The following is a 22,973-nucleotide window of genomic DNA, read 5'->3' on the forward strand; positions in this document are numbered from 1 at the left end:
CGATCATGATCCTGAAGACCATGAAGATAATCATTAGCGCGCTTAAGCCCTTTAAATGTGGCCATACCCGCAGGATATGAACCGACTTTAACCGAGCCGTTTATGGAATGGATCGAAGAAAACGAGGCGGACATGGACTGGCTGTTTACAGGAAGCCCAAGCGGCATGCTTCGCGAATGTTGGAAGAGACGCATCAACGAGCGTGATATGATCGATACCACTAGCAAATTAGAGCCGGAGATACAGGCCGGGTTTCTGGCTTTGCTGACGGCAGTCGTGGTGCACAAGCTGCCTCTCGAAGAGCCTGAGCAGCTCTTTGCGCTCGGGACTTTGCGACCGCCGCTGATCTTGTCCGTAGCGAGAACGATATTTTTCCGGTGGTATAGTGGTGATCGAGGTCTTTCGGGACCCGTCGTGTGAAGTAGAAGACCCCTGCTTTTACAAATGAGAAGGGAACGGTTTTGTTCTCCAGCATGTACTACGCCCTTGGTCAGCTCCAGTTAAAGCTGAAGAGAAACAGTAGCTTACCTGTTGGGAATGGTGCCCGGGGGCGGCCTATAACCGGGTATCCATGAATTATCGTGCACATCTAAGAAACAGAAAGCTAACGAAAAAATGCCGCCTTCATGGTGTCACCTTTGCCCACCGTGTGCCATGTTATGTCATGTAATATGGTGGATAGAATGGTGGATTGATGGGAGCGATAAATCGACTAACAGCAGCCCAACTTTAAGGGCTGCCGCCCGGCAAGCACTGTGATGGTGGCGGCCTGTATTTTATCCAACGCAAAGACGGTGGTGCACAGTGGGTGTACCGCTATTCAATTTATCAACGCAGGAAAGAAATGGGCCTCGGCTCACTGCAAGATGTAAGCCTAAAACAGGCAAGAGAAGCTGCCCAGCGCTGGCGCTCCGTTAAAACCAGCGGCAAAGACCCCATCAAAGAGCGTGAACGCGAGAAGCGCATGGCTTCAAAAGCAGATCATTCTTTGGAGACAATTGCGCTCGCAGCATTTGAAGCGAAAAAGGCGGAACTCAAGGGCGACGGTGAAGCCGGACGGTGGTTCTCACCACTCCGACTGCACATTCTGCCTAAGCTTGGGAAAACGCCCGTTGAGGAGATCGACCAACAAGACGTGAAGAACGTCCTGTCCAAAATCTGGCACAAGAAAGCACCAACTGCGACGAAAGCAATCAACCGTCTCGGAATTGTTATGAAGCACGCCTTGGCGATGGGTTTGGATGTGGACCCGGCGGTGACGGACAAAGCAAAAATCCTACTTGGTAAACAGAGGCACACAGAGCAACATATCAAGTCGGTTGCTTGGCAGGATGTGCCGGACTTCTATCGCAGCTTGGATGATGGGTCAGTGACTCACCTAGCCCTTCGGTTTTTGATTTTAACCGCAGTGCGTTCCGGGCCGATCAGAATTGCCCGCTGGGAACAAATTTCGAATGCTACTTGGACTATTCCGGCGGATGTTATGAAAGGTCGGCTGGGGCAAACCGAAGAACTAAATGTGCCCTTATCCTCGGAAGCTCAGGCTATTCTTGAGCAGGTTCGCCCATTTGAACGCGAAGGATGTGTTTTCCCGGGCGAGCGCAAGGGCACCATCTCTGACGGAACCATGTCAAAGCTAATGAGAACCAGAGGCATGTCTGAGCGCCCTCACGGATTCCGGTCAAGTTTCGACACATGGTGCGCGGAAACTCAAGACATTTCGTTTGAGGTGACGAAGGCTGCCCTTGGTCATAAGTTCGATGGTAAAGTAGGTCGCGCATATCGCCGAACGGATTTCTTGGAAAAGCGGCGAGTTCTCATGGAAACATGGGCTGATCATGTGACTGGAGGGCGTGGAAGCATTTTACGCTTAGCGAACAAATGAACGACAGCGAAGAGCTTCATGCCGCAATAGTTAGTGTTATCGAACGTCACTGCGAGAGTCTTCCTAAGGGGGCAAGTGGGCCAATCGACAGTTTTGCCTCTCACGTGGCTCTCGCCCATCGACATAGACACCAGTTGGTCAATAAAAGCGATGATGTTGAGAACCTGCGAGAACTAGAGCGGGCGCTGAAGAAGACTGCTGCAATAATGGAGCAGCTAAACGATGACACGCTTTTCGATTTGAAAAATGCAGCGCCTGAACTTGATGCTCCAAGGGCGCATGTTGAGACGCCCGCTAGACCGGGGCTTGATGTAGAGCGGCGCTGGCTAAAACTGCTGAGTAAATCTGGTGCGACCGCTAACAATGACATCATTAGGCAGCACAAAGCGTCTTTACACTCCCTACTAAAAGGCGTGAAGACCTTGAGAAGGCGTCCGCACTACAAAGCGACGACTTCAGTAAAGCAAGACTATGAGGCGTTAGCAGTCGCTTGGGCATGTTCCAAAATATGGCGAGAACACTTAAACCCGGGTACGGTAAGACGCTGGGATGAAGTCCGGAAACAGGTACCCAAGACCTTGCAGCGAAACCGAGTAAATCAACCAATATTTCGGTTCATCCAAGAAATGTTTGAAGTGTTTTCTATTGAGACACTCCCTAGTTCTGCCCTTGCCGCGCTTGAGAGAGCCGGAGGAGAGGAAAAACTGAACTTGTCACTAGAAGTTCGCTAATTTCCCGCTTTGCTAGTGACAACAGCATCGCGCAGATGTGCTCAATTGGCTCCACAACAAATCAACTGGAGTCATCCTAATGCACGATAAATATTATACATATCAGGAAGTTATGGATATCCTGCGAGCTTCCCGCAGTACGATTAAACGTCGTGTTGCCGATGGCACGCTGCCCGCCCCTATTCTCTTCGGAAAAACTCCTCGCTTCAAGGAAAGCGAAGTGACCGAGGCGTTGGCCCGTCTTGATGAAGTCCGTGCCGAGTAAATGCCCGTCCCAGCGAACCGGGAACGGGCTGTCTCAATCTAACCAGTTGAACAATAGCACTTTCCGGCTCTTGTGGCAAACCGAGAGACCCGAAATGTCCAGCAAAAATATCCAGAAATCCAACCTTGCCCAGCTTCACACTGCCCAGTGCAACCAGTTGCACGAAAAAAAGAAATTCAGCGAAAAGCCTTTGCGCAAGCCACGCCGCGAAACACAAGATAACTATGCTCACGAAATCGCCCGTGTAGACCGTTTCCGCGTCATCAGTTGCAAAGATAATATCCAGTGGATCATCCAGAAGCAGAACTCTGGGGCGCGATCTAAAACCCGTGTCATGTGGAAAGCCATCAGCTACCACCGGAACCGGAATTCTCTGATCAGCGTTTGGCGAAAGAAAACCAAACTGGATGCATCGAGTGAAGTCTTGGCACTGCCGGAACATTATTCCCTGTTTAATCAGGCTTATTGAGGTGAACTGGGGCAATGCCCCGGTTCCTGCAACCAGTTGCAATTTTTTTGACCTGAACTCCTGCGAACACCTCACGATGAGTTTCGCCACCTTTAATCTCCATCAAGCCGACTGAAGAACGCGGAATGAGCCACAACTACATCCATAACTCCTACACCTCCAGCAACTCACCGTGGCGTGTAGAGAAGCAAGCGTTGCACCGGGTATTTTCCCAACAGCTCCGCAAGCTGGTCGTCGGGCGGGCTGAGGGAAAGCGCCGCCACATACTTCAGCGCGATTTCTTCCGCCATCCAGGCGTCCGACAGGCAGCCATTCTCAAAGCAACCAAGGGGAAGATCGGTCGAGAACAAGCCTATTCTCTGGCCCGGCAGGTTAACCCATACGCCGAGCAAAAACATGCGGTGACAACATACCCGATAACAAAAACCAGCGGTGGCAAACGAAACATTTGCATCATGCCACCGGTGCTGTCCGCAATGCACAAGATCATCAAATGCGCACTGGACGCTGAGTTTGTTCGGCACCCGTTACTGTTTGGCGTCAAGCATTATGGCCGAGACCAAGCAGCAGTTCAAATCCAACAACTGCAACGCGAAGGATACGGCAATCTTTGGCAAACCGACATTGAAGACTGCTTAGACAGCTTCAACTTGGACGCGCTGTACGAATTGCCACTCCCCAATCAGATAATCGCCAATGCTCTAGATACACGAAACCACAACTTTTCGTTCCAAGCACACATCTCGAAACAGGAAGCCAAGAAAGGGGCTTCGCCGGAAACGCCAGATTGGGCATCACCGGAGAACTACATGGTACGGGATCACTCTCCTATTGGTTCCCTTACCGATGATATTGTTTGCAACACCAGAGGGCCTGCGGGACTTATGCAAGGCTCTCCGGCTTCCAGCGCCATTTTGGCGTGGCACCTTAACGCCGTTCTCAATGACTTACCTTGTATTGACGACGTTCGGGTGATCGTGTGCTTTGACAACCTTCTGGTTGCCAGCCGCTCCGAGGAAGGCAGCCGGACGATTAGGGATACCTTGGCCGACAGCTTGGGTCGGTGCCCTTTCGGTCCTCTGACGTTGCACCCCCCTACTTCGGCTGACCCGGATCACGGGATAGAGTTTCTTGGCTATAATCACCCTTCGGACGGCTCGACCATCGGCGTTGGCCAAAAGGCCCGAGAGCGACTGATGCGACATCTCAATACCCTCGAACAAAAGTTTGATAGCGGCAAGTTTTCCGACCCTGAGCTAGAGACTTTCGCGATGTGGTGCACGCTCCTCGACTTTGCGTCCGGTTATTCCAGCACGACTGACATAGTGGCGGAAATGGCCGATTTCGTTACCACATCGTCGTGGATACCTGCGACGTCAAACAACCCCGTGTTGATGCACATGCACTGTCGTCTGTTTAGCCAGTGGAACCCATTCGAAGAAACCTTCTTCAAGACGGTAAGAAATATGAGAAGGCGGCATAAAAGGGATTGATAACAGTCAGTTATTGTTTACCGGACCGACTACGTTGGTATGGTTCCTTATGAAGAGAGATGACCTTTTGAAGACGATTGAAACTCTTGCCGAAGATCAACCCATGACCACTATGCTGGAGCATTCCCTCCAAATCGGCGTCGGCTTCGGTAATGCTTGGTTTAGCAGTCAAAAAGAGCATTGGCTGTGCTGGCTGAAGGAATACGGCACTCCCGGTGTTTATGGCCGCAAGCCAAACTCTGGCCGGTCCTGCCAGTTCATCTACAACCAGCTTCAGTGACCTCCAATGTTGTTTTGGTTGGGTGAGGCCCTTGAAGTGTCCAATGCCGCCCTCAAGGCAGCCTACGTTGCTGCTACGGGAGCCCAGCCACACCATGCTCGGCAGACAGCCGCCATCCGCCGCGAAATCCCATGGCGGATGATTGAGACCCGAATTCATCAGGTGTCAGAGGGAGGTGCAACCCGTTGCAACGGTCATGCCGAAGTGACCGCGCCCATCGCGTAGACTGCAACGGGTTGCAGCCACCAGTGCGCCTAGCTGCCCAAGAAATTTGGAAGGAACAGGAAATGACACATTGGACTTTTGTTGCTGCCGTTTGGTACCTGATTGCGGGCGCGTTCCTTTGGAAGTTGATCTTTCACAGAGACGTTTCCACGCTCGAAAAAACGAATTGCCAGACGCACGAAGAGTTTCAGATGTTGGCTGAGGATCAGCAATTTCTGCAATCTGGTGATCAATCTGGCAACCCTGCAATCCTCGTCTGCAAAGCAGTTTTTGTGGCAGCTTGGCTGACCTTTCTGCTGTTCGGCTTCATTAATGCACGGGTTTTTGGCAACTAAGATAGGTGAAGGTGTCACTATCTGTCATGCGTTTGCGCTCGCCTTTAGATTGAAGCGCCTCTTGAACAAGTTTTGGCTGCAGTTAAAAGAACTTGAGCAAAGTAGTTTCCAAGCGCAGCACTGAGGCAAATTATGGCACTACATCTCAAAGCGTTAAGCTTGCAATATTATCGCGGCATCGGCTTTGAGAAGCAGTACATCGGCCCTTTTTCGAGTATCAACCTATTTATCGGCGCAAACAACTCGGGCAAATCTACGGTACTTACCAGACCTTGATCACATCTCGGTCTTTCGCTCATGCAGCAGGACGCGAACCATGCAAACCGGACATTCTCTGAGTGGCACGCAGATGGCTGTGACACGGACTTTTCCGCCGTTGCCACTCTGGGTGTTCGCTGACGCAGCATCCACTCGCAGTTGCGACACACTCATTGCTGCGCTGCAGCCGATGCCGCCAGACCGGGCATTAAATGCCAGCCTGAGGGACGAAATTCAAACTCTCTTTTCACCGCAACCGAGACCGGCAAACGAGGAACGGTCAAATCCACCATTCACTTGCAAAATGCAAATGTCCGGTTTCTAACGGTTCCAACATTTTTCAGATTATGTATTGACCCCCGAAGCCGCAATCATAGTACACGGGCCAATGAAACCGGTGTCGGTTTCAAAGGCTTCCAGCGCGGTCTCTACTTCCTCCCAAGCAGCCTGTTTGGCCTCATCGTCCAGCCCTCCAAGCATTTGGTGTAGGGCCCCAAAGCTTTCCTGTTCAAAGCGCAGGCATTCCTGCGCCGTTTCAAGGACAACGGGCGCTTCGATTTTTTGCGTTTGAATATCACCGAGTCCGGCCGCTTCAAAAAGGTCTTCGATTACACCAGGTGCACCGAGGCTGAACGGGCCGGGCAATCCCGGAGCCGGTGCGGGAAGATTAGCGTGTTTGCGAATGATACCGACTGGGTCGGAAAAGAAACGGCATTCCTGCGGCGTCGCATAAACCAGGGCGCCTACCGATCCACCTTTGTGCAAGGCGGAGATCTGACTTTTCATCGAGCGTTTCTGATCCGGGAAGAAAATGAGGCCGACCCGTGAAATCACGGCATCAAACCGCTGATCCCCGGTCTTAAGGTTTTCGCCGTCCATAACTGTGGCACGCGCCTGTGTCAGTCCGGCCCGTTCGAACTGATCATTGGCAAGTCGGGTAAGGTTCTCAGAAAAATCGGTGGACAAGACAAAGCCGTCTGATTCGACGCGCCTCGCGCTCTGCAGCGCATCCTGACCAGAGCCACCAGCGATATGCAACACTGTGGACCCTGACTGGACACCGCACATGTCCAGGAGCGTTTCGGTCGCTGGTCCGAGCCATCGATCCAGCAACGACCCCCAGGCATTCCAGTGTTCAGCGACATTATCCCACTGATTTCGAGTGGAGTTCTTAAAGGCAACGGGATCAAAATTTGTCATATATCAATATCCTTATAGCAATTCGTGAAGCATGGCCGCAGCGCGCGATGCCCCGTCGGCGGCGACGGTGTTCGGGATGCGTGGAGCGCCCAATTCCTCGAGCATGGCCGTCGCAATCCTTTCGGGATCGCTTTCGGCAAAAATCATCTTGCGTCCGGCGTTGTAGCGTTCCAGACGGCTGGCCACGTGGAAGTTTTGTTCGAAATGGTTGCGCAACGGAAAGTAGAGAAAGGGAGTGCCTGCTGCCGCAAGTTCCATGCAAGTGGTCAATCCGCCTTGCACCAAAGCCAGATCACAAGCCGCTAAGTGCCGGTCAAGATCTGGCACGAATGCACGCATCTCAACTCCATCAGGCAGATCAAACATGGCCGGATCAAGCCGCGGACCAGCAACCACAATGATCCGCAACTCCGGAATACGGGTGCGCGCCAATGGTACCGCCTTGAGAATTCGTTGGATCAGCGCCGCGCCGACACCGGACCCGCCGACAGCCACGATGCAGGTCGTGCGCCCGTCATCATAGCCGAATTCAACGCGTAGGTCGTCTCGGCTGCCAAATTCTGACGGATGCTGCCCGATGATGTAGTCGGAAAACTCGAAATGTTTCGGTATCCAGTCGCGCATTTGCGGTAACCCGTCACCGAAGTCCCGATTAACGATGTCGTCGCTCGTGCCCACGAAAATTGAGCGATCCCGGACATCTGGATGTCCTTCTACATGTTTGATCATCTCAGCATTGTAATCGGTAGTCAGGAACGCCTCACGCGGGCCGTTTTCCGCAAATGGCAGCCAACCTACGAAATCTGTAAACCACGCCATCGGCGCTTTTTTCAGGTCTGGGTGTTCGTGCCAGTAGTGGTCCACATCCCAAGCTTCGTCAGCGATCACCAGATCATAGGATTCTTCTTCCAGCACCTCTTGGAACACCATGAAATTCTTGATCAGGATCTCGTCCATGTTGCGGATCGCCTGAAAGGCGTGGAGATCATGTTCTCCACATTCGGCCTCAATATGCGCGCTTTCGTTGGCCAGCAATTTGCTGGCCGGATGGACGCGTTCGGTGTTGGCATCCAGAAACCGGATTACCGGGTCCTGCGCCAGCCAATCCACTTGCAGATCAGGGTGCAGCTTGCGTAGCTCACGTGTTACCGCCAGATCTCGACGTGCGTGGCCCAAGCCAATAGGAGAGGACAGATACAGCACCCGTTTCGGTGCACTCGTCACCTTGCGACTTTCGGGCTTCCACGTCCCCAGATGACGTGCGAGAAAATCGCGCATCAAGGTGTTGAACCGGGCGGGGAAACGCGCGTGGATTGCATGCCCGCCGCCCTCAAAGACCTGCAATTCACCACCCGTCAGCTCCGCGATGGCAAAAGATGTTTCCGGGGGAGTGACGTCGTCATTGTCGCCGACACAAATCAGGCTTGGGCATTGCACTTTGCGATACATGTCCTCGTCAATTGCGATCTCCGGTGTGTCTCGGGCCTCTTGCGTCATGATCAGCATTTCAGCATCACCTTCCAACGCCCAGGCGACGGCATCTTCGTGCTGTTTGGTGGAATGTGGTTCGTTATGAACCCGATCCAGAAAGAAGCGCACAAAATCTGGGTAATCCTTGCGCCAGTAGTCGGGATTGTATTTCTGCCAGAGCTGCGGATGGTCGACCAGATCGTTGGCATAGGCATCTGCCCGTTCTTTTTTGGGGGGAACAATCGGGCTCCACGCGCCGGTTGAGATGACAGCGCTGACGCGATCAGGGTGATAGGCCGCCACGGCAAAGGCGATGGCACTGCTGAAAGAAAGCCCGACAAGCGCAGCCTTTTCAACGCCGATTTCATCCATGACCGCAATCACATCGGCGACAATCTTGTCGATTGTGTAAGCGTCTGGATTATCGGGACGGTCTGATTTCCCATTGCCGCGTGGATCAAACGTAATGACCCGAAACCGCTCACTCAGATATGGCACTTGCGCTTTCCAGACGCGGGAATGGATAAGCGCCCAGGTCGGCACGAACAGGATCGTCTCGGCCCCATCTCCGTAGACTTCATAGTGCAGGTTTACACCGTCACGATCGGTCGTACCTTCAGTATGGGGAAGTTTAGCGCGCATGATTGGGTTCCTCCTTTTGAAGATTCTCCAAATTCGCGATAACCTCGCCAACCTGGCGCAATGTTTTTCGGACGGGGTGAATCTGTTCCTCGTAGCCAAGCAGGATAAGCGCTTCGGCACCAATAAAGGCGCAGGCGATCAAGGACGCCATCGCCTCTACCGAGAGCGGACCAATATCTCCGTGTTCCTCAGTGGCCTCCTGCGCCAATGCAATCAGCAGTTCGTTCCATTGAGTAAGAGCTGCACGAACCGCGTCCCCGATTTTTGGGTTTGACCAGCCTGCGGCGATAAGTTCCTGCAAAACCCGAACATAACCAGACTGAATATCTTCATCGAGGAAGTCGCAGGCCAGAAACCACTTTTCGGAAATCCGAAGCGACGGGTTTGTGAACGTTTGTTTTTGCCGCTCTATCAATCCCGCGTTCATATATTCAAACAACGCAAGGATCATTCCTTCCTTCGACCCAAAATGGTACCGAATTTGGCTCATCTGCGTATTTGCAATCTCTGATACCCTACGCGTCGAAAGCCCTGCAAACCCTTCTTCGGTAAGTACCTGGCGGGCTGCCTCCAGTAGCTCTAGTTTGGTCTGTTCGACGCGTTCTGCTGTCACTCGGGCCATAGCGAATCCTTTCAAATTACTATTAATTCATTCGAACGAATTAATCAATATTGAGAAGTTTTCGCTATCTGCATGAGGCAAGAGACTCTTTACAGGTTCAACGTATTTGGCTGCTTTGGCCAGGATTTCAGCCGTTGAAGTGGGCTCATTAATTAGAGCTTCCAGAGATTAAGTCGCGCTATAGCAGAACAATTCCTGCCTCAGCGCAACACTCGCGTCGTGCGCCATTTCATGAAGCGAATTAGTGTTTGAATCCACTTTGTCGAACGCTGCGCATTCAACGAAGGACACCTAAAATCGCAAGTTCGTTAACGCAGATCACTTACGCCGCAGCCAACAAGGCTCTCCCGATTTTCTCGACATGGATATAATCGGTGCCGCAACACCCGCCAAAAACATTCATCGTTGGATGAGCGGCCCTGATATCAACGTATTGATTTGCCAATTCATCTGGGTTTCCTTCTTCAAGATGCCCCAACTGGCACAACGTGCCGTGATCCAAAGAGGATGCGTTGGCCCGCAGTCCACGGATGCGGTTCGCCCAGGGCTCATTGCCCAGTGCAGGGCCAAAATCGACCGGATGCGAGCAGTTGATCATATAATATGCCGGACCGTTTGACGTTGCAGCATCGACCATTTCAATTGCTTGTTTCAGCGTTTCACCGCTGCGAAGTCTGCAGTCTTTCTCAATCGTAAAGGAAATCACCGACGGGATGCCTGCCTGGGCTGACGCCTTTGCGATACCAATCGCCTCGTCTGTTGTGTTCAGGGTCAGTGCTGTGACGATATCGGCCCCGGCGGCTTTGAACGTCTCAATCTGTTCACTATGGTAGGCTTCGGCACTTTCTGGAGTGAGGTTTTGGTTTGTTCGATAGGCATCACCCTTCGGCCCGATGCAGCCACTGATAACGGTGTTTTCCGCTGTCAAACCAGCCTCAGCGGCGCACTCACGGTAAAGCTCGAAGCACTTGTGGTTCATCTCAGCCAGGGCATTAGCAGAGTATCCAAGCAACGCACCCCAATCGCGACTTGCGCGATAAGTCAGGCTGTCGAAGATGAAGGGCGTTCCAAGTTTCACGGCGATACTGGCGAAGGCTAGGTAGTATTCCCGCAACGCTACGGCTGATCGTTGGTCGTTCAGCAGATGAAATGCGCTAAATTCAGGTATCTCAAAGCCACGTTTATACATAAGCCATGTCTCGGTTCCGCCATCGGTTAAGAAAATGTCGTCCGTCTGATGTGGCAATCGGGGTGTAGGTTTGGTCATATCGTGCTCCTATCAATATGCTGCGCTGGTCTTATGCCTCAGGTGCGATGTTTTGATTGAAGCGGAACCGGTTTTGCGGGTCGAATTTGGTTTTTATCTCGACAAGCCGCTTATAGTTCGGGCCGAAACTTGTCTGCGTCAGCTCCGCGTTGTCCTCGCCATGGCCCGCAAAGTTCAGGTAGGCACGCCCATGATGGCCAAAACGTTCGGAATTTGACCAGCCGTCCCGTGACCAGGCAATATTAGCGGCATCGTCTGCCGGGTCTGACCAAATTCCATCAAGCGAATACATCCAGCCAAAAGAACGATCGCCAAATGCGGTGGCGTCGGCGGCGACCTTTGCTGTTGCGCCGCCAAAATTCCAAAGCGATGAAATCGAATTGTCTGAGGGGGCCGCCAATGCATTAGAAATCGCCAGGTCGATCATTTCATCTGACAAGTCGCTGAGATAACGCGCCTTCCAATAACACCGGAAATCTCCGGCGGGGACCAGAGTATCAAACAACTGCTGCACATCGCAGTAGTTCATCCGCCCGGAAAAATCCGTCGACAGTTCGCCAAGTTCAAGAAGGGGCTGTGTCAGCACTTCGCCCTCGGCGGCGTCTCCGTTGTAAATGCATGCAAGGGTGAAGACCCGTTTGCCCCAGTGTTCTTCAGGAAAATCTTCGCCGCCTGCAGTTGAAAATTCGCACAGGGAACCAACCTTGTCCCCGTGTTTTGTCAAAAAATCTCGCCAGGCCCGGATTGGTTCTGGACCGTTTTCCACCAGGTATATTGGCGCGGTAAACATGACTTCCGGGCCCAAAGGGTGTAGGGAAAATTCAAAATTAACAACGACGCCAAAATTGCCACCACCACCTTGGAGCGCCCACAATAGATCTGGGTTTTCGTCAGTACTGGCGCGCACCAATGACCCGTCAGCCGTCACCACATCAGCCGCGACCAGGTTATCGATGGAAAGCCCGTGTTTGGCACGCAGCCAGCCAATGCCGCCCGACAGCGTGAGCCCAGCGACACCGGTGTCAGAAATCAAACCACCCGGCGTAGCGAGCCCATGTTTTTGTGTCGCCGTATCTACATCACGCCACAATGCGCCGCCCTGAACTTTGGCCAAACGAGCGGTTGGATCGACTTCAACACCGCGCATCCCAGAGAGATCGATCATCACGCCGCCGTCACACACCGCGTGCCCAGCAACATTGTGACCGCCGCCCTTAATCGAAATCGGCAAGTCCTGGGCAACGGCGAGCTTCACAGCCGCTTGGACCTCCGATGCAGATTTGCACTGGGCAATGACGGCAGGGCGGCGATCTATCATCGCATTCCAGACCGCACGTGCGCCATTAAACCGGTAATCATCCGGGTCAATCAGATTACCACTAAACTCAAGTGAGAGCGTCTCTAACATGTTGGATAAGTCGTTCATCGTAGTTACCCCTTTTGATTTCTTTTCAGGCTAACCCAACTCCTCATATCGCAAGAAGTGGCAATATGGACGCCGCCAAGGCATACTGGACAAATGACCACGGCAAACGTGTCAAAACCGTGCTGAAATAGACAGGAGACCCTGATGAGCCACGGAAAGAACCCCCTGATTGTGTTGCTGGCAGCACCAGAAACCTCGGCCTCAGTATTATACGGGTTGTACGATGTGCTGGCCTCGGTTGGGGCTGTCTATTCAGACATGTTGGCCGGAACGCCGGGAAATGAAGTTTTGGATATCAAGATTGCCTCTGCGGACGGGAAACCATTTCACTGTCTGGGCAATATTCCAGTTGAGCCGCATATTGCGACCGACGAGGAGGCCTCTCCTGACGCTGTCGTGGTTTGCGATATGTATACCTCGATTTATGACGTCCCAAAGGGGCGCTATCCGCGCGAAATTGCGTGGCTGCGGAAAGTTCATGACAAGGGAGCGCTTGTAACTTCTGTTTGTTCAGGTTCGCTTTTGCTTGCCGAAGGCGGGATGTTAGATGGCAGAGAGGCAACCGCCCATTGGGCATATCGTGACATGTTTCAGCGCCACTATCCCCAAGTTTCCTTTCGCAACGAAAGCATCTTGTGCTTAACGGAAGAGGCTGACGGGATTGTGACAGCAGGCGGCGTAAGCGCGTGGCATGATCTTACCGTTTATCTGATTGCCAAGCTTTGCGGATACCAGCATGCGATTGAAACCGCGAAAGTGTTCTTGATCAGCGGGCATTCTGAAGGACAATCTCCCTATGCTGTGATGACCCGGCCGATGGAGACATCCGATGCGCAAACATCCGACTGCCAGACATGGATTGCCGAAAACTACGAGGTTGCCAAGCCGGTTGAACAAATGGTCGCGCGTTCTGGCCTGAATGCCCGAACATTTTCCCGCCGGTTCAAGGCGGCCACAGGATTTGCGCCGATAGACTATGTGCAGGCCCTTCGGATTGAAGAGGCCAAACAGATGCTGGAGACCGACGAACAGCTTGTCGATGAAGTTGGCGTATTGGTTGGCTATGAAGATCCAGCATCGTTCAGACGGGTGTTCAAACGCGGCGTTGGCCTGTCTCCCGCCGCCTATAGGAAAAAGTTCCAACGTATCTCACAAATCGCAAAACCTATGGCTGCGAAAGCTTAGACAAATTCTGGGGCAATCTTAAAGCATCTTGAAACCAGCACATGAAAAGCTCGTTCACTGGAGCGGACATTCACGTAACTGCAGCGAAAGCTCAATTTGTCCCGCGATCTGTGAATTTGCCGTTTCAAAATTTCTGTACAATCGACGAATGGCCGAATTCGCCGCCGCACTGCATCACGGATTTTTACGCCTGTGCAGAAAATTCGGTGCTGCGAGCGCACGCAGCGTAAAATCGAGAGTTCCGGTTATCATGAACAATTTAGAACTACTTGCCTCGTTTCAGGCAGAAGAACATGCCCTCAGTCAGGCTTTCTCAAATCATGACTTGAACAGAGAAAGCTCTTTTCAAGGGCTCTCGGCAGAATTTTCGGACCTTTTTCGCGATGTTCTCAAGTTTCCTGACAGCGAACTTTGCGAGAAACTTCGAGAGCACATAGCCTCGGGTGCAGACGTTGATGCAACTCCGCGCGGCTATGGCGTTTCACCAATTGGCCGGTGCTTCAGAGAAGGCAAGATGGCATCAATGCGTTTGCTGATACGTGCGGGCGCAAAAACAGAATGGACATCCGATCAGGTTTCTCTCGCTCTCGGCGATGTGCCCGCATCGCCTCAAACGAAAGACCTCGATCCTTTCTGGTTTGCCTGTCGCGTCGGGAACATCGCCGCTGCACGCGAGTATGTTTCTAAGTTCAAGGCCGGTCGCAATAAGGACTCATACGCAGTTATCGCAGCGGTTAAAGCGCGTGCGTCGGATGTCGTGAATTGGCTGATGGATCTAGGCTTTGATCCCAACGCCGTTGATGACATCGAATGGGGTGCACTTGAGCGGGCTGTCGATAATGACGATTTGGCCACAGCCGAAGCATTGCTTGCTGCGGGTGCGGCACCGTTTGGATCACCCGCGAAATCCTATACATCGCCGGTTAGAAACGCGACTTCGGACCCAATGCGCAGGCTATTCGTGGCCTATGGAGTCAATCCAGCCGAATTTGAGTACGGACCTTCGCTCGAAAACCCAGAACTTTCGAGTTTGCCAGAAATAGAACTTACGCAATCGGCATTTGAGGCAAATCGCACACGGCGAGTTGGGCAGTCCAATCCTGAGAGATTATTGCCTGCTTTTTGGAGCGAACAAATGCGCATCGGTGGGTATGGCGCACCCAAATCTCTGATAGGCGCACCAGACCGGAACAATCCTGTTTGGACGTTCTCCCGCTTTGGACGCAGCGCAACCGTGTTGCCGGACGGTCGGCTGGTGTTTGTTGCTGGCGAACATGAAGACCATTACGATGACGATTTTTGCATTTACGCCGATGTTACGGTTTTAAGCACGGACGGTAGTGTTGATCATTTCGTTTACCCAGAAGACGTTTTTCCACCCACAGACTTTCACTCGGCGACTCTGGTCGGGGACCAAATTTGGGTAATTGGTTCGCTCGGATACCCCAAAAACCGCAGGAAAGGACAAACGCAAGTTCTTCGCCTAAACACAATCAATTTTGCAATTACTCCCATGCAGACAAGCGGTTCGGGACCGGGTTGGATACACCGCCACAGGGCCGTTTTGACTGAGGGTGGAATTCTTGTCATTGGGGGCAAAATCGAACCCGGATATGAAGACAATGACTCAACGTTCCTGCTTAATCTAGAAACGCTAACTTGGAGTGAAGCCTCCAATAGCGGCCATTTGTAATCATTGCGGCATCTGTAGGTCTGGGCTCGTCGCGGACATTCTCTGCAGTGGGTTCAGACAGGTGGTTTGAACCCATTGCTGCCGTCGACCGAGCTTCGGACTTTTGCATGTGCGGCACGTAGCGAACCGCAAATTCCGGACGTTCAGACCCGAGCGGCAAATGGTAGGTGAGCGGACAAACCTACCGTTCGGCATCGGCGAGCCAAGGTCTGCTTTGTGCTCTTCGCGACAACAGCGAAAAGCAGCCCTTTGTAGCATGTGCAACACGACTTGGCTTGGTGACAAAACCGGACAGTCAATAAACTTATGGCCCAGTTACTCTAAAACGCCAAAGCAATTAGCCTATACATATAAGCAGACGTCGAAGGTTTTCGTATTGAGCGCTAGAATAGGCATATCTTAGTTGCCTAAGAAATCGATGCCTGGCTTGTTGTTCCTCTCACGATGCACTCCAGCGCACAACAGATTCTGAAAGGTGCTGGTTCGTCTGAAGTAATGTAGTCGGTGAACCTTTCACCCGCTAGTTTCCCAATTGCTTCTGCCGGAATACGAACGGTCGTGAGACCGGGTTCTATGTCTGATGACCCTTTGAAATCTCCGATGCCGATAATCGACAGGTTGGCGGGAATATTCAAACCAAGATTTTGCGCCGCAAACAATGCGCCCTGCGCGATAACGTCATTTCCGCAAAGCAATCCAGTAGGGCGAGATCGTTTCGTCAAAAGAGTTATTGCAGCCTGCTTAGCCTGAGAGACACTGTAGGGCGCTTCCGATTCATGCTCGTCTGGCACGGAAACACCCATTTTTGCTAGCGCTTCGTGTACCGCAGAAAGTCGATGCTGCGCGCGGTCATTACCATCGGTTTTGGGAAAGATTAGCCCAATGTTGCGATGCCCCAAGTTCAGAAGATGCTCTGCCGCAAGGCGCCCAGCCAATCGGTTGTCTGCCCCGACACAAGGAAGGGTGGAATCTTCTGCGTAATTCCAAATCGCAAGTGCCGGTGTTTTTTGCTGTTCGATCAAACGGGCAGTGGCCTCTGAATGTTCCAATCCTACCAACGCCACGCCGTCCACACGATGTTCCAACAGCTTGCGAACCATCGCGTATTCCCTGTCAAGATCATACCCATGCGATGCCAACAACAGGCTGAACCCGTCTTTATCGATCGAATCCGAAAAGGCCTGAATGACTTCGGCGAAAATGGCGTGGTTGATTGTGGGAACCACAAGACCGATTGTTCCCGACCGTTTGCCGTGCATCGTCTGCGCCGCTCGGTTTCGGATATAGCCTAGTCTCTGAATAGCCCTGTTTATTTTTTTCCGAGTCGCAGGGTTCACCAAATCCGGGTGATTGAAGGTGCGCGAAACTGTAGATGGTGAAACTTTTGCGGCCTTTGCAACCGCTACTATATCCACCTTACCCTTTTGAAAATTGGCCATAAAATCCTCCCATTGGGTCGAATTTATGAAAACATTTGCAATACTATTTTCATCGCCTACCCTGATTTGTCAACAAAAGTAAAAGTGTGAGCTGACGGGTTGGGAGGCCCTGAATGGAATTCATTTATTACTTCGGAGATGTGTTCACGCCACTGTCGTTTATGCTGTTGCTTGGTGGCACGATTGGTGGGCTGATCCTGGGTGCGACGCCGGGGCTGTCGCCCACGATGGCTGTTGCGCTTCTCATACCGTTTACATTCCAACTGGAGGCGGCGCAGGGGCTGATCTTGTTGGGCGCTGCCTACACCTCGACCGTGGCGGGCGGTGCGGTTAGCGCCATTTTGCTCAAGATACCTGGCGCGCCAGCGAATATCGCTACGACGTTGGACGGTCACACCATGGCCAAAAAAGGCGAAGGTGCCCGCGCGTTGCAACTGTCGTTTCTGGCCTCGGCGGTCGGGGGCATCTTTGGTGTGCTGCTGCTGATCTTTCTGACCCCAGTTCTGGCACAATGGGCGCTGGCATTTGGCCCCTCGCATTTGTTCTGGCTGGCCATTCTGGGCGTGACGGTGATCGGAACGCTGGATTCCGTTTCGGTCTTCAAGGGACTGCTGTCGGGGTGTATCGGGTTGTGGCTCGCCACCATCGGGTTCGATGACATCATGGGCGCGCAGCGGTTCATTTTTCACCCCGCATTGGGCGGCGGCATCAACATTATTGCTGCGCTGATCGGTCTGTTCGCGATCCCGCAAGTGCTGACAATGTTTGCCAAGGGCCGCCAAACGGACGGTGCTGAGGTGATCGAAGTTCAACACCATTCTATCCTTGCCGCCTTTCGGGAACTTTTCAGCCGAACACGGGCATTGAGCATTGGAACGTTGACCGGTTCGGTCATTGGCCTGATCCCGGGTGTGGGCGGACAGATCGCCGGGTTGGTCGCCTATGATCAAACTAAGAAGTTTTCGTCCGAAAAAGAAAAGTTCGGTACGGGCCATTCCGAAGGCGTGATCGCGGCGGAATCCGCCAATAATGCGATGGTCGGCCCATCATTGGTGCCGTTACTGACGCTTTCGATCCCTGGCAGCCCGACAGCCGCCGTCCTATTGGGCGGTTTGCTGATCCATGGGATTTTCCCGGGCTCGGACCTGTTCGACAATCACCCCGATGTCGCCTGGACTTTCATCAACTCCATGCTGATCGGCCAGGTCTTGATGTGCATCTTTGGTCTTTATGTCGCTGGCCTTGCTGCGCGCGTCGCGCAGGTGCCGCAATCGGTTATGGCCGCCATTGTTTTGGCCTTGTCAGTCTTTGGTGCCTATTCGGTGCAGGGTTCGATGGGTGACGTCTATGTCATGGCGTGTCTCGGCATTGGCATGTTCTTTCTGGAACGTTTCGGCTTTTCCGCTGCGCCGCTGGTTCTGGGCCTGATCCTTGGACCGATTGCCGAAGCGAACTTTATCCAAGGTGGAATGATCGCTGACGCCACCGTCGGCAAGGCGTCGTATTTCCTGACCGGTGGATTAAACCTGCTGCTGATCGCTGTGGTACTGGCCTCAATCGCCTACTCGGTCTGGATGGAATTGCGCCACCGTCGCTACACCACCAAAGAGGAGGCACAGGCATGAACCGCTCGCAGCACATATTTGGGTCGGGTCTGGTTTTTGCAGTTGGTCTCTGGGTGACGTGGGTCAGCTATACCCAGCAACCGGCCGAGGCGTTCCTGTTCCCGCGTCTCATCGCAACCGTTTTTGTGGTTCTGGCCGGCTGGACATTTGGCAAAGCAGTGATGGGATTGTCCAAGGTCGGAAACGGCGTGACACGCACGATGTTCCTGAACATGCTGCCCGGTCTGATCATCACTTTGATCTACGTTTTTTGGGCGTCCAAGTCTCTGGGTTTCTACACGGCAACAAGTATCGCCTTTTTCATTCTGCTGTCGATCTACGATCCCGCCCCGCACAGCGAAGTCAAAAGCTGGATCAAGCGCGGGATCATCACGGCGGTTTTTGTGGCGGTGATGTACGGGCTCTTTGCCGTGCTGCTGAACGTCTACACACCAAAGGAAATTCTGTTCTGACCACGCGAACGACGTGGCTGAACCTAATCTGGGAGGAAACGCAAATGAAACGAATGATTGCCGGGGCAGCATTAGCCCTCATGAGCCTGACGGGCGCCACAGTAGCGGAGGAATATCCAGAACGGCCGCTTATGATGATGGTCAGCTACGGCGCGGGTGGCGCGACCGACTTTCAGGCGCGGATCGTCACCATGACCGCCGGAAACGAGGATGCGTTGGGGATGCCCATCGCCATCATCAACAAGCCCGGCGCCGGTGGTCGCGTTGGCTGGAACTGGTTCGCCACACAGGCTGATCCGGATGGATACACGCTGGCGGCCTATAACGTCCCGCATTTCATCGCCCAATCGATCAAGGGTGGTGTGGAATACTCAACCGACAGCTTTGAGCCCATTGCAAACTGGGGCGCAGATCCGGCTGTGTTTGTGGTTGGTGCCGACAGTGAATTTAACTCGATGGAGGACGTCGTCGCCTATGCCAAGAAAAACCCCGGCAAGCTGACCGTATCCGGTGCAGGTCTTTTTGTTGGTCACCACATTGCTGCCCTGCAGATCGACAAGGCCGCGGGAACCAAGATGGCCTATATCCCGACCAAAGGCGGCGGAGCGGCCGCCATGAAAGCGGTGATCGCCGGTGAAGTCCTGGGCGGTATCAACAATCTGTCCGATGCGTTCCGCGCACAAGAGGCGGGCAACGTTAAAATCCTTGGCGTTGCAGACCTAGAGCGCAGCACATTCCTGCCGGACGTGCCGACGATGAAGGAACAGGGGCTGGACGTGGACAATTCCTCGGTCAATTTCCGGGGCGTGATGGTGCCCAAAGGCACACCGCCTGAGGTGATCGAGAAACTGGCCGCCACCGTGCCCGAAATGTTCGCCAATTCGCGTGTTTCCAAGAAGATGGAAGCAGGTGGATCGCCCATGCACATCATGACACGCGACGAAGTGATCGAGATGTGGACGCAGCGCCAGCAGACGCTGAACGAATTGCTTGCCGGTCTCTGATCCGATCACTCCTTACGGGGCGGAGTTGATCCGCCCCGAACAACCAATCGAGGACCAAGATGAACGCTCAGGATGGGGTTTCCCCAGAAATCGCTGAATTAGATCGTATCGTAGCGCGTGCGCGTAAAGCTCAGGTGGCATTCGAAGCTGGTGGCAGTCAGGCGCTTTATGACAAAGCGGCACTTGCAGCGGGATGGGCCATCATGGAACCGGCACGCAATCGGGTACTGGCAGAGACGGCCGTCGAGACCACCGGTCTGGGCAATGTGCCGGACAAGATCACCAAGAACCACCGCAAAACCCTTGGCCTGTTGCGCGATATCGCCGATGCCAAGACCCACGGCGTCATCAGCGATGACCCATCAACCGGCATTTCGGAAATCGCGCGTCCCATCGGCGTGATCGGCGCGGTTGTGCCTTCGACCAACCCGGCTGCAACTCCCGCGAACAACATCATCAATGCGCTAAAGGGAGGCAACGCCATCGTGGTGGCGCCTTCCCCCAAGGGCGTGGCATCCTGCGAGATGCTGATTGGGTTCATTCACACAGAATTCGACAAGCTGGGATTGGATCACGATCTGGTTCAGATGATCACGGCCCCCGGATCAAAGGCCAAGACACAACGGTTGATGGAAACTGTTGATCGGGTGATCTGCACCGGCAGTCAAAACAATGTCCACCGTGCGCAATCCTGTGGCACCCCTGTGGTCGCCGTAGGTGCCGGCAACGTCACGGTAATTGTGGATGAGACTGCCGATCTGCAAGCCGCCGCCGCCAAGATCGCGGCCTCGAAATGCTATGACAACGCAACTTCGTGCTCCTCTGAAAATTCGGTGGTTGTGGTGGACGCAGTCTATGACGCCTTTGTCGCGGCGATGGCTGCCGAGGGCGGTGCTTTGGTGCCGTCTTCCGGTGCAAGTGACATCATCGCGCGGCTCTGGCTTGACGGTTGTCTCAACCGTTCGGTCATTGCGCAGGATGCCGACAAAATGCTCGAAGCTTTGGGGATGGCGGGTAAAATACCCGACGGAACTAAGTTTCTGGCCGTGGAATCGGACGGAATAGGGCCGGACCATCCTTTGTCCGGGGAAAAACTCAGCCGGGTTCTAGCACTCTATCGCGCTGCAGATTTCGACGACGCCAAGGCCACCGCCACCCGTATTCTGGCGCATCAGGGGGCGGGGCATTCGGTTGGCATACATACCGCCGAAGACTCGCGTGCGGTTGGGTTGGGTCGTGACCTGCCTACCTGCCGAGTCATAGTAAATCAGGCGCATACTTTTGCCACTGGCGGCAGCTTTGCCAACGGATTGCCCTTCTCCCTCTCAATGGGCTGCGGCAGCTGGGGGGGGAATTCCATCGACACCAATCTGCATTGGCGGCATTTCGTCCAAACCACCAAAATTGTGCGTGAAACATCGCCGCGCGAACCTGGGCTGGACGAGATATTCGGCAGCTACTGGTCGGAGGCTGGACAATGATGGAACCGCCCAAAGGAACGGTCCGCGACTGGTTGAACCAACGCGCAAGTCAGGGAGGAACCGGTTTCGTTTTCCCAGATGGGGCACCGGACCTGCGCTGGGGTGACTTGCGCGAAACAGCCCGCCGCATCGCTGTCATGCTAACGGATATGGGTGTGGCAAAAGGCGAAAGTGTCGCCATCCTCTACCCCAATTGCCGCGAAGCGCTTGAGGTCCTTTTCGGCGTTCTCTACGGAGGATTTCGGGCAACAATGATTAACCTTGTTGCTGGTGACAAAGCCGTAGCCTATGCGCTGGAACACAGTGGTGCGCACTATAGCTTTGTACATCCCGGACAAACGGAATTATTCGAGCGTACAGCCGATCCTGCCAGGATAACACCGCTGCAGACGGCAGACGCCATCAATACCGACGGCAATTTGCATACCATCTCTTCCGAAAGTCATGCGCTGTTGATGTATACTTCCGGCACGACCGGACGCCCCAAGGGCGTGGTCCACACGCATTCCAGCCTGTTGGCAGGGGGCTGGACAACTACAATTGCGCACGAGCTGTCCGAGGTTGACCGCGGGTTTTGCGTTTTGCCGATCTACCATATCAACGGGCTGTGCGTGACAGTCATGGGAACACTTGTGTCAGGCGGATCTTTGGCCATGTGCGAAAGATTTTCGGCCAGCCGGTTCTGGGGAAATCTGAGCAAGGTAGAGGCGACCTGGTTTTCGGTCGTGCCCACCATAATTTCCCACCTGCTGCACTCTGATACCAAACCGGAAGCCCAAACTCGCCAGCGTGTGCGTTTCGGGCGTTCGGCATCTTCTGCGCTGGCACCAGACGTGCAGCGCGCGTTTGAAGACCGGTTCCAAATCCCGATCGTTGAGACCATGGGGCTTACGGAATCCGCCGCGCAGATATTGTCCAACCCATTGCCACCAGGCATCCGCAAAATTGGGTCTCCAGGTATTGCTTTCGGCAATGAGGTGGCAATCATCGACACTCATTGCCAGTCTGTATCACGCGAAACGGAAGGCGAGTTGGTAATTCGCGGACCGAACGTAATGTTGGAATACCTCAAGAACCCCGAAGCGACGGCTGATGCATTTACCGCTGAAGGCTGGTTGCGCACCGGAGATCTCGCCCGCATGGATGAGGACGGTTATGTATACGTCACCGGTCGGCTGAAAGAATTGATCATCAAAGGCGGCGAAAACATCGCCCCGCGAGAGATCGACGAGGCGCTTTACTCTCACCCCGACGTTGTGGAAGCAGCGGCATTTGCCCGCCCCTGTCACAGCTACGGCGAAACCGTCGAGGCGGCAGTTAAAATTCGCGAAGGGTCGAAATTGACGCCCATGGATCTGTCCAAGATTTGCGAAGCCCAATTAGGTCGTTTCAAATCGCCCGATGAAGTTCATATCTTGCTTGATCTTCCTAAGGGGCCGTCAGGGAAAATCCAAAGAAACAGGATACTCGAGATCGTTAACGAGAAGGCTGGTAACTCAACTATCTGAACATCCACGACACTGTTT

The 22,973-nt window shown here is 53.5% G+C and carries 21 protein-coding genes; 14 read left to right on the plus strand and 7 right to left on the minus strand.

Annotation, left to right across the window (positions count from 1 at the left end):
* Positions 1-220 precede the first annotated feature (220 nt).
* Positions 221-475 carry a DUF6538 domain-containing protein gene (locus SJY13_RS10230; protein WP_377190639.1) on the minus strand — a complete coding sequence of 85 codons (255 nt, stop codon included), beginning with the start codon at positions 473-475 and terminating at the stop codon, positions 221-223.
* A 261-nt stretch (positions 476-736) separates the two neighbouring features.
* On the opposite strand from SJY13_RS10230, the gene SJY13_RS10235 reads away from it, so the two are divergent.
* The 7 genes from SJY13_RS10235 (at position 737) to SJY13_RS10265 (ending at position 5,683) form a co-directional block, all read left to right on the plus strand.
* Positions 737-1,885, plus strand: coding sequence for a tyrosine-type recombinase/integrase (locus SJY13_RS10235; protein WP_377193603.1), 1,149 nt, complete (start codon positions 737-739; stop codon positions 1,883-1,885).
* Positions 1,882-2,616, plus strand: coding sequence for a hypothetical protein (locus SJY13_RS10240; RefSeq protein ID WP_377190641.1), 735 nt, complete (start codon positions 1,882-1,884; stop codon positions 2,614-2,616). Before SJY13_RS10235 ends, SJY13_RS10240 begins: the two co-directional genes overlap by 4 nt.
* Positions 2,617-2,695: 79 nt before the next feature.
* Entirely contained in the window at positions 2,696-2,881 is a 186-nt protein-coding gene (locus tag SJY13_RS10245; RefSeq protein WP_377190643.1) for a helix-turn-helix transcriptional regulator, read from the plus strand.
* A gap of 94 nt (positions 2,882-2,975) precedes the next feature.
* Entirely contained in the window at positions 2,976-3,350 is a 375-nt protein-coding gene (locus SJY13_RS10250) for a hypothetical protein (protein WP_377190645.1), read from the plus strand.
* 125 nt (positions 3,351-3,475) lie between these two features.
* Complete coding sequence (locus SJY13_RS10255; protein WP_377190647.1) at positions 3,476-4,843, plus strand: hypothetical protein; 1,368 nt, start codon at positions 3,476-3,478, stop codon at positions 4,841-4,843.
* 67 nt (positions 4,844-4,910) lie between these two features.
* Complete coding sequence (locus tag SJY13_RS10260; protein ID WP_377190649.1) at positions 4,911-5,123, plus strand: hypothetical protein; 213 nt, start codon at positions 4,911-4,913, stop codon at positions 5,121-5,123.
* A 287-nt stretch (positions 5,124-5,410) separates the two neighbouring features.
* Positions 5,411-5,683 carry a hypothetical protein gene (locus tag SJY13_RS10265; RefSeq protein ID WP_377190651.1) on the plus strand — a complete coding sequence of 91 codons (273 nt, stop codon included), beginning with the start codon at positions 5,411-5,413 and terminating at the stop codon, positions 5,681-5,683.
* 603 nt (positions 5,684-6,286) lie between these two features.
* Here SJY13_RS10265 and SJY13_RS10270 read toward each other — a convergent pair.
* The 5 genes from SJY13_RS10270 to SJY13_RS10290 form a co-directional block, all read right to left on the minus strand.
* The gene (locus tag SJY13_RS10270) at positions 6,287-7,141 is read right to left on the minus strand and encodes a class I SAM-dependent methyltransferase (protein ID WP_377190653.1); all 855 of its coding nucleotides are present in this window, start codon (positions 7,139-7,141) and stop codon (positions 6,287-6,289) included.
* A 12-nt stretch (positions 7,142-7,153) separates the two neighbouring features.
* Entirely contained in the window at positions 7,154-9,253 is a 2,100-nt protein-coding gene (locus SJY13_RS10275) for an alpha/beta fold hydrolase (RefSeq protein ID WP_377190655.1), read from the minus strand.
* Positions 9,243-9,875, minus strand: a complete 633-nt coding sequence (locus SJY13_RS10280) for a TetR/AcrR family transcriptional regulator (RefSeq protein ID WP_085806443.1) — start codon at positions 9,873-9,875, stop codon at positions 9,243-9,245. The genes SJY13_RS10275 and SJY13_RS10280 overlap by 11 nt, the downstream gene beginning before the upstream one ends.
* Positions 9,876-10,197: 322 nt before the next feature.
* Entirely contained in the window at positions 10,198-11,142 is a 945-nt protein-coding gene (locus SJY13_RS10285) for a homocysteine S-methyltransferase family protein (RefSeq protein ID WP_377190657.1), read from the minus strand.
* A 31-nt stretch (positions 11,143-11,173) separates the two neighbouring features.
* The gene (locus SJY13_RS10290) at positions 11,174-12,568 is read right to left on the minus strand and encodes an FAD-binding oxidoreductase (RefSeq protein ID WP_377190659.1); all 1,395 of its coding nucleotides are present in this window, start codon (positions 12,566-12,568) and stop codon (positions 11,174-11,176) included.
* A gap of 144 nt (positions 12,569-12,712) precedes the next feature.
* On the opposite strand from SJY13_RS10290, the gene SJY13_RS10295 reads away from it, so the two are divergent.
* Complete coding sequence (locus SJY13_RS10295; RefSeq protein WP_377190661.1) at positions 12,713-13,753, plus strand: GlxA family transcriptional regulator; 1,041 nt, start codon at positions 12,713-12,715, stop codon at positions 13,751-13,753.
* A 148-nt stretch (positions 13,754-13,901) separates the two neighbouring features.
* Positions 13,902-15,446: a hypothetical protein gene (locus SJY13_RS10300; RefSeq protein ID WP_377190663.1), complete on the plus strand. Its 1,545-nt coding sequence runs from the start codon at positions 13,902-13,904 to the stop codon at positions 15,444-15,446.
* A 407-nt stretch (positions 15,447-15,853) separates the two neighbouring features.
* Here the strand turns inward: SJY13_RS10300 and SJY13_RS10305 are convergent, their stop codons facing one another.
* On the minus strand, positions 15,854-16,885 hold the full coding sequence (locus tag SJY13_RS10305) for a LacI family DNA-binding transcriptional regulator (protein WP_377190665.1): 1,032 nt from the start codon (positions 16,883-16,885) through the stop codon (positions 15,854-15,856).
* A gap of 113 nt (positions 16,886-16,998) precedes the next feature.
* Here SJY13_RS10305 and SJY13_RS10310 point away from each other — a divergent pair, with 113 nt between their 5' ends.
* From SJY13_RS10310 to SJY13_RS10330, 5 genes are read left to right on the plus strand one after another with little or no spacing between them, the layout of a single operon-like run.
* On the plus strand, positions 16,999-18,510 hold the full coding sequence (locus tag SJY13_RS10310) for a tripartite tricarboxylate transporter permease (protein WP_377190667.1): 1,512 nt from the start codon (positions 16,999-17,001) through the stop codon (positions 18,508-18,510).
* On the plus strand, positions 18,507-18,962 hold the full coding sequence (locus SJY13_RS10315) for a tripartite tricarboxylate transporter TctB family protein (protein ID WP_377190669.1): 456 nt from the start codon (positions 18,507-18,509) through the stop codon (positions 18,960-18,962). The genes SJY13_RS10310 and SJY13_RS10315 overlap by 4 nt, the downstream gene beginning before the upstream one ends.
* Positions 18,963-19,006: 44 nt before the next feature.
* On the plus strand, positions 19,007-19,966 hold the full coding sequence (locus SJY13_RS10320; protein WP_377190671.1) for a Bug family tripartite tricarboxylate transporter substrate binding protein: 960 nt from the start codon (positions 19,007-19,009) through the stop codon (positions 19,964-19,966).
* Positions 19,967-20,025: 59 nt separating this feature from the next.
* Positions 20,026-21,447, plus strand: coding sequence for an acylating sulfoacetaldehyde dehydrogenase (gene sauS, locus SJY13_RS10325; RefSeq protein ID WP_377190673.1), 1,422 nt, complete (start codon positions 20,026-20,028; stop codon positions 21,445-21,447).
* Positions 21,444-22,955 carry an AMP-binding protein gene (locus SJY13_RS10330; protein WP_377190675.1) on the plus strand — a complete coding sequence of 504 codons (1,512 nt, stop codon included), beginning with the start codon at positions 21,444-21,446 and terminating at the stop codon, positions 22,953-22,955. The genes sauS and SJY13_RS10330 overlap by 4 nt, the downstream gene beginning before the upstream one ends.
* Positions 22,956-22,973: the final 18 nt, after the last annotated feature.

Source organism: Ruegeria meonggei (assembly GCF_042768335.1).
Classification (GTDB): Bacteria; Pseudomonadota; Alphaproteobacteria; order Rhodobacterales; family Rhodobacteraceae; genus Ruegeria; species Ruegeria meonggei.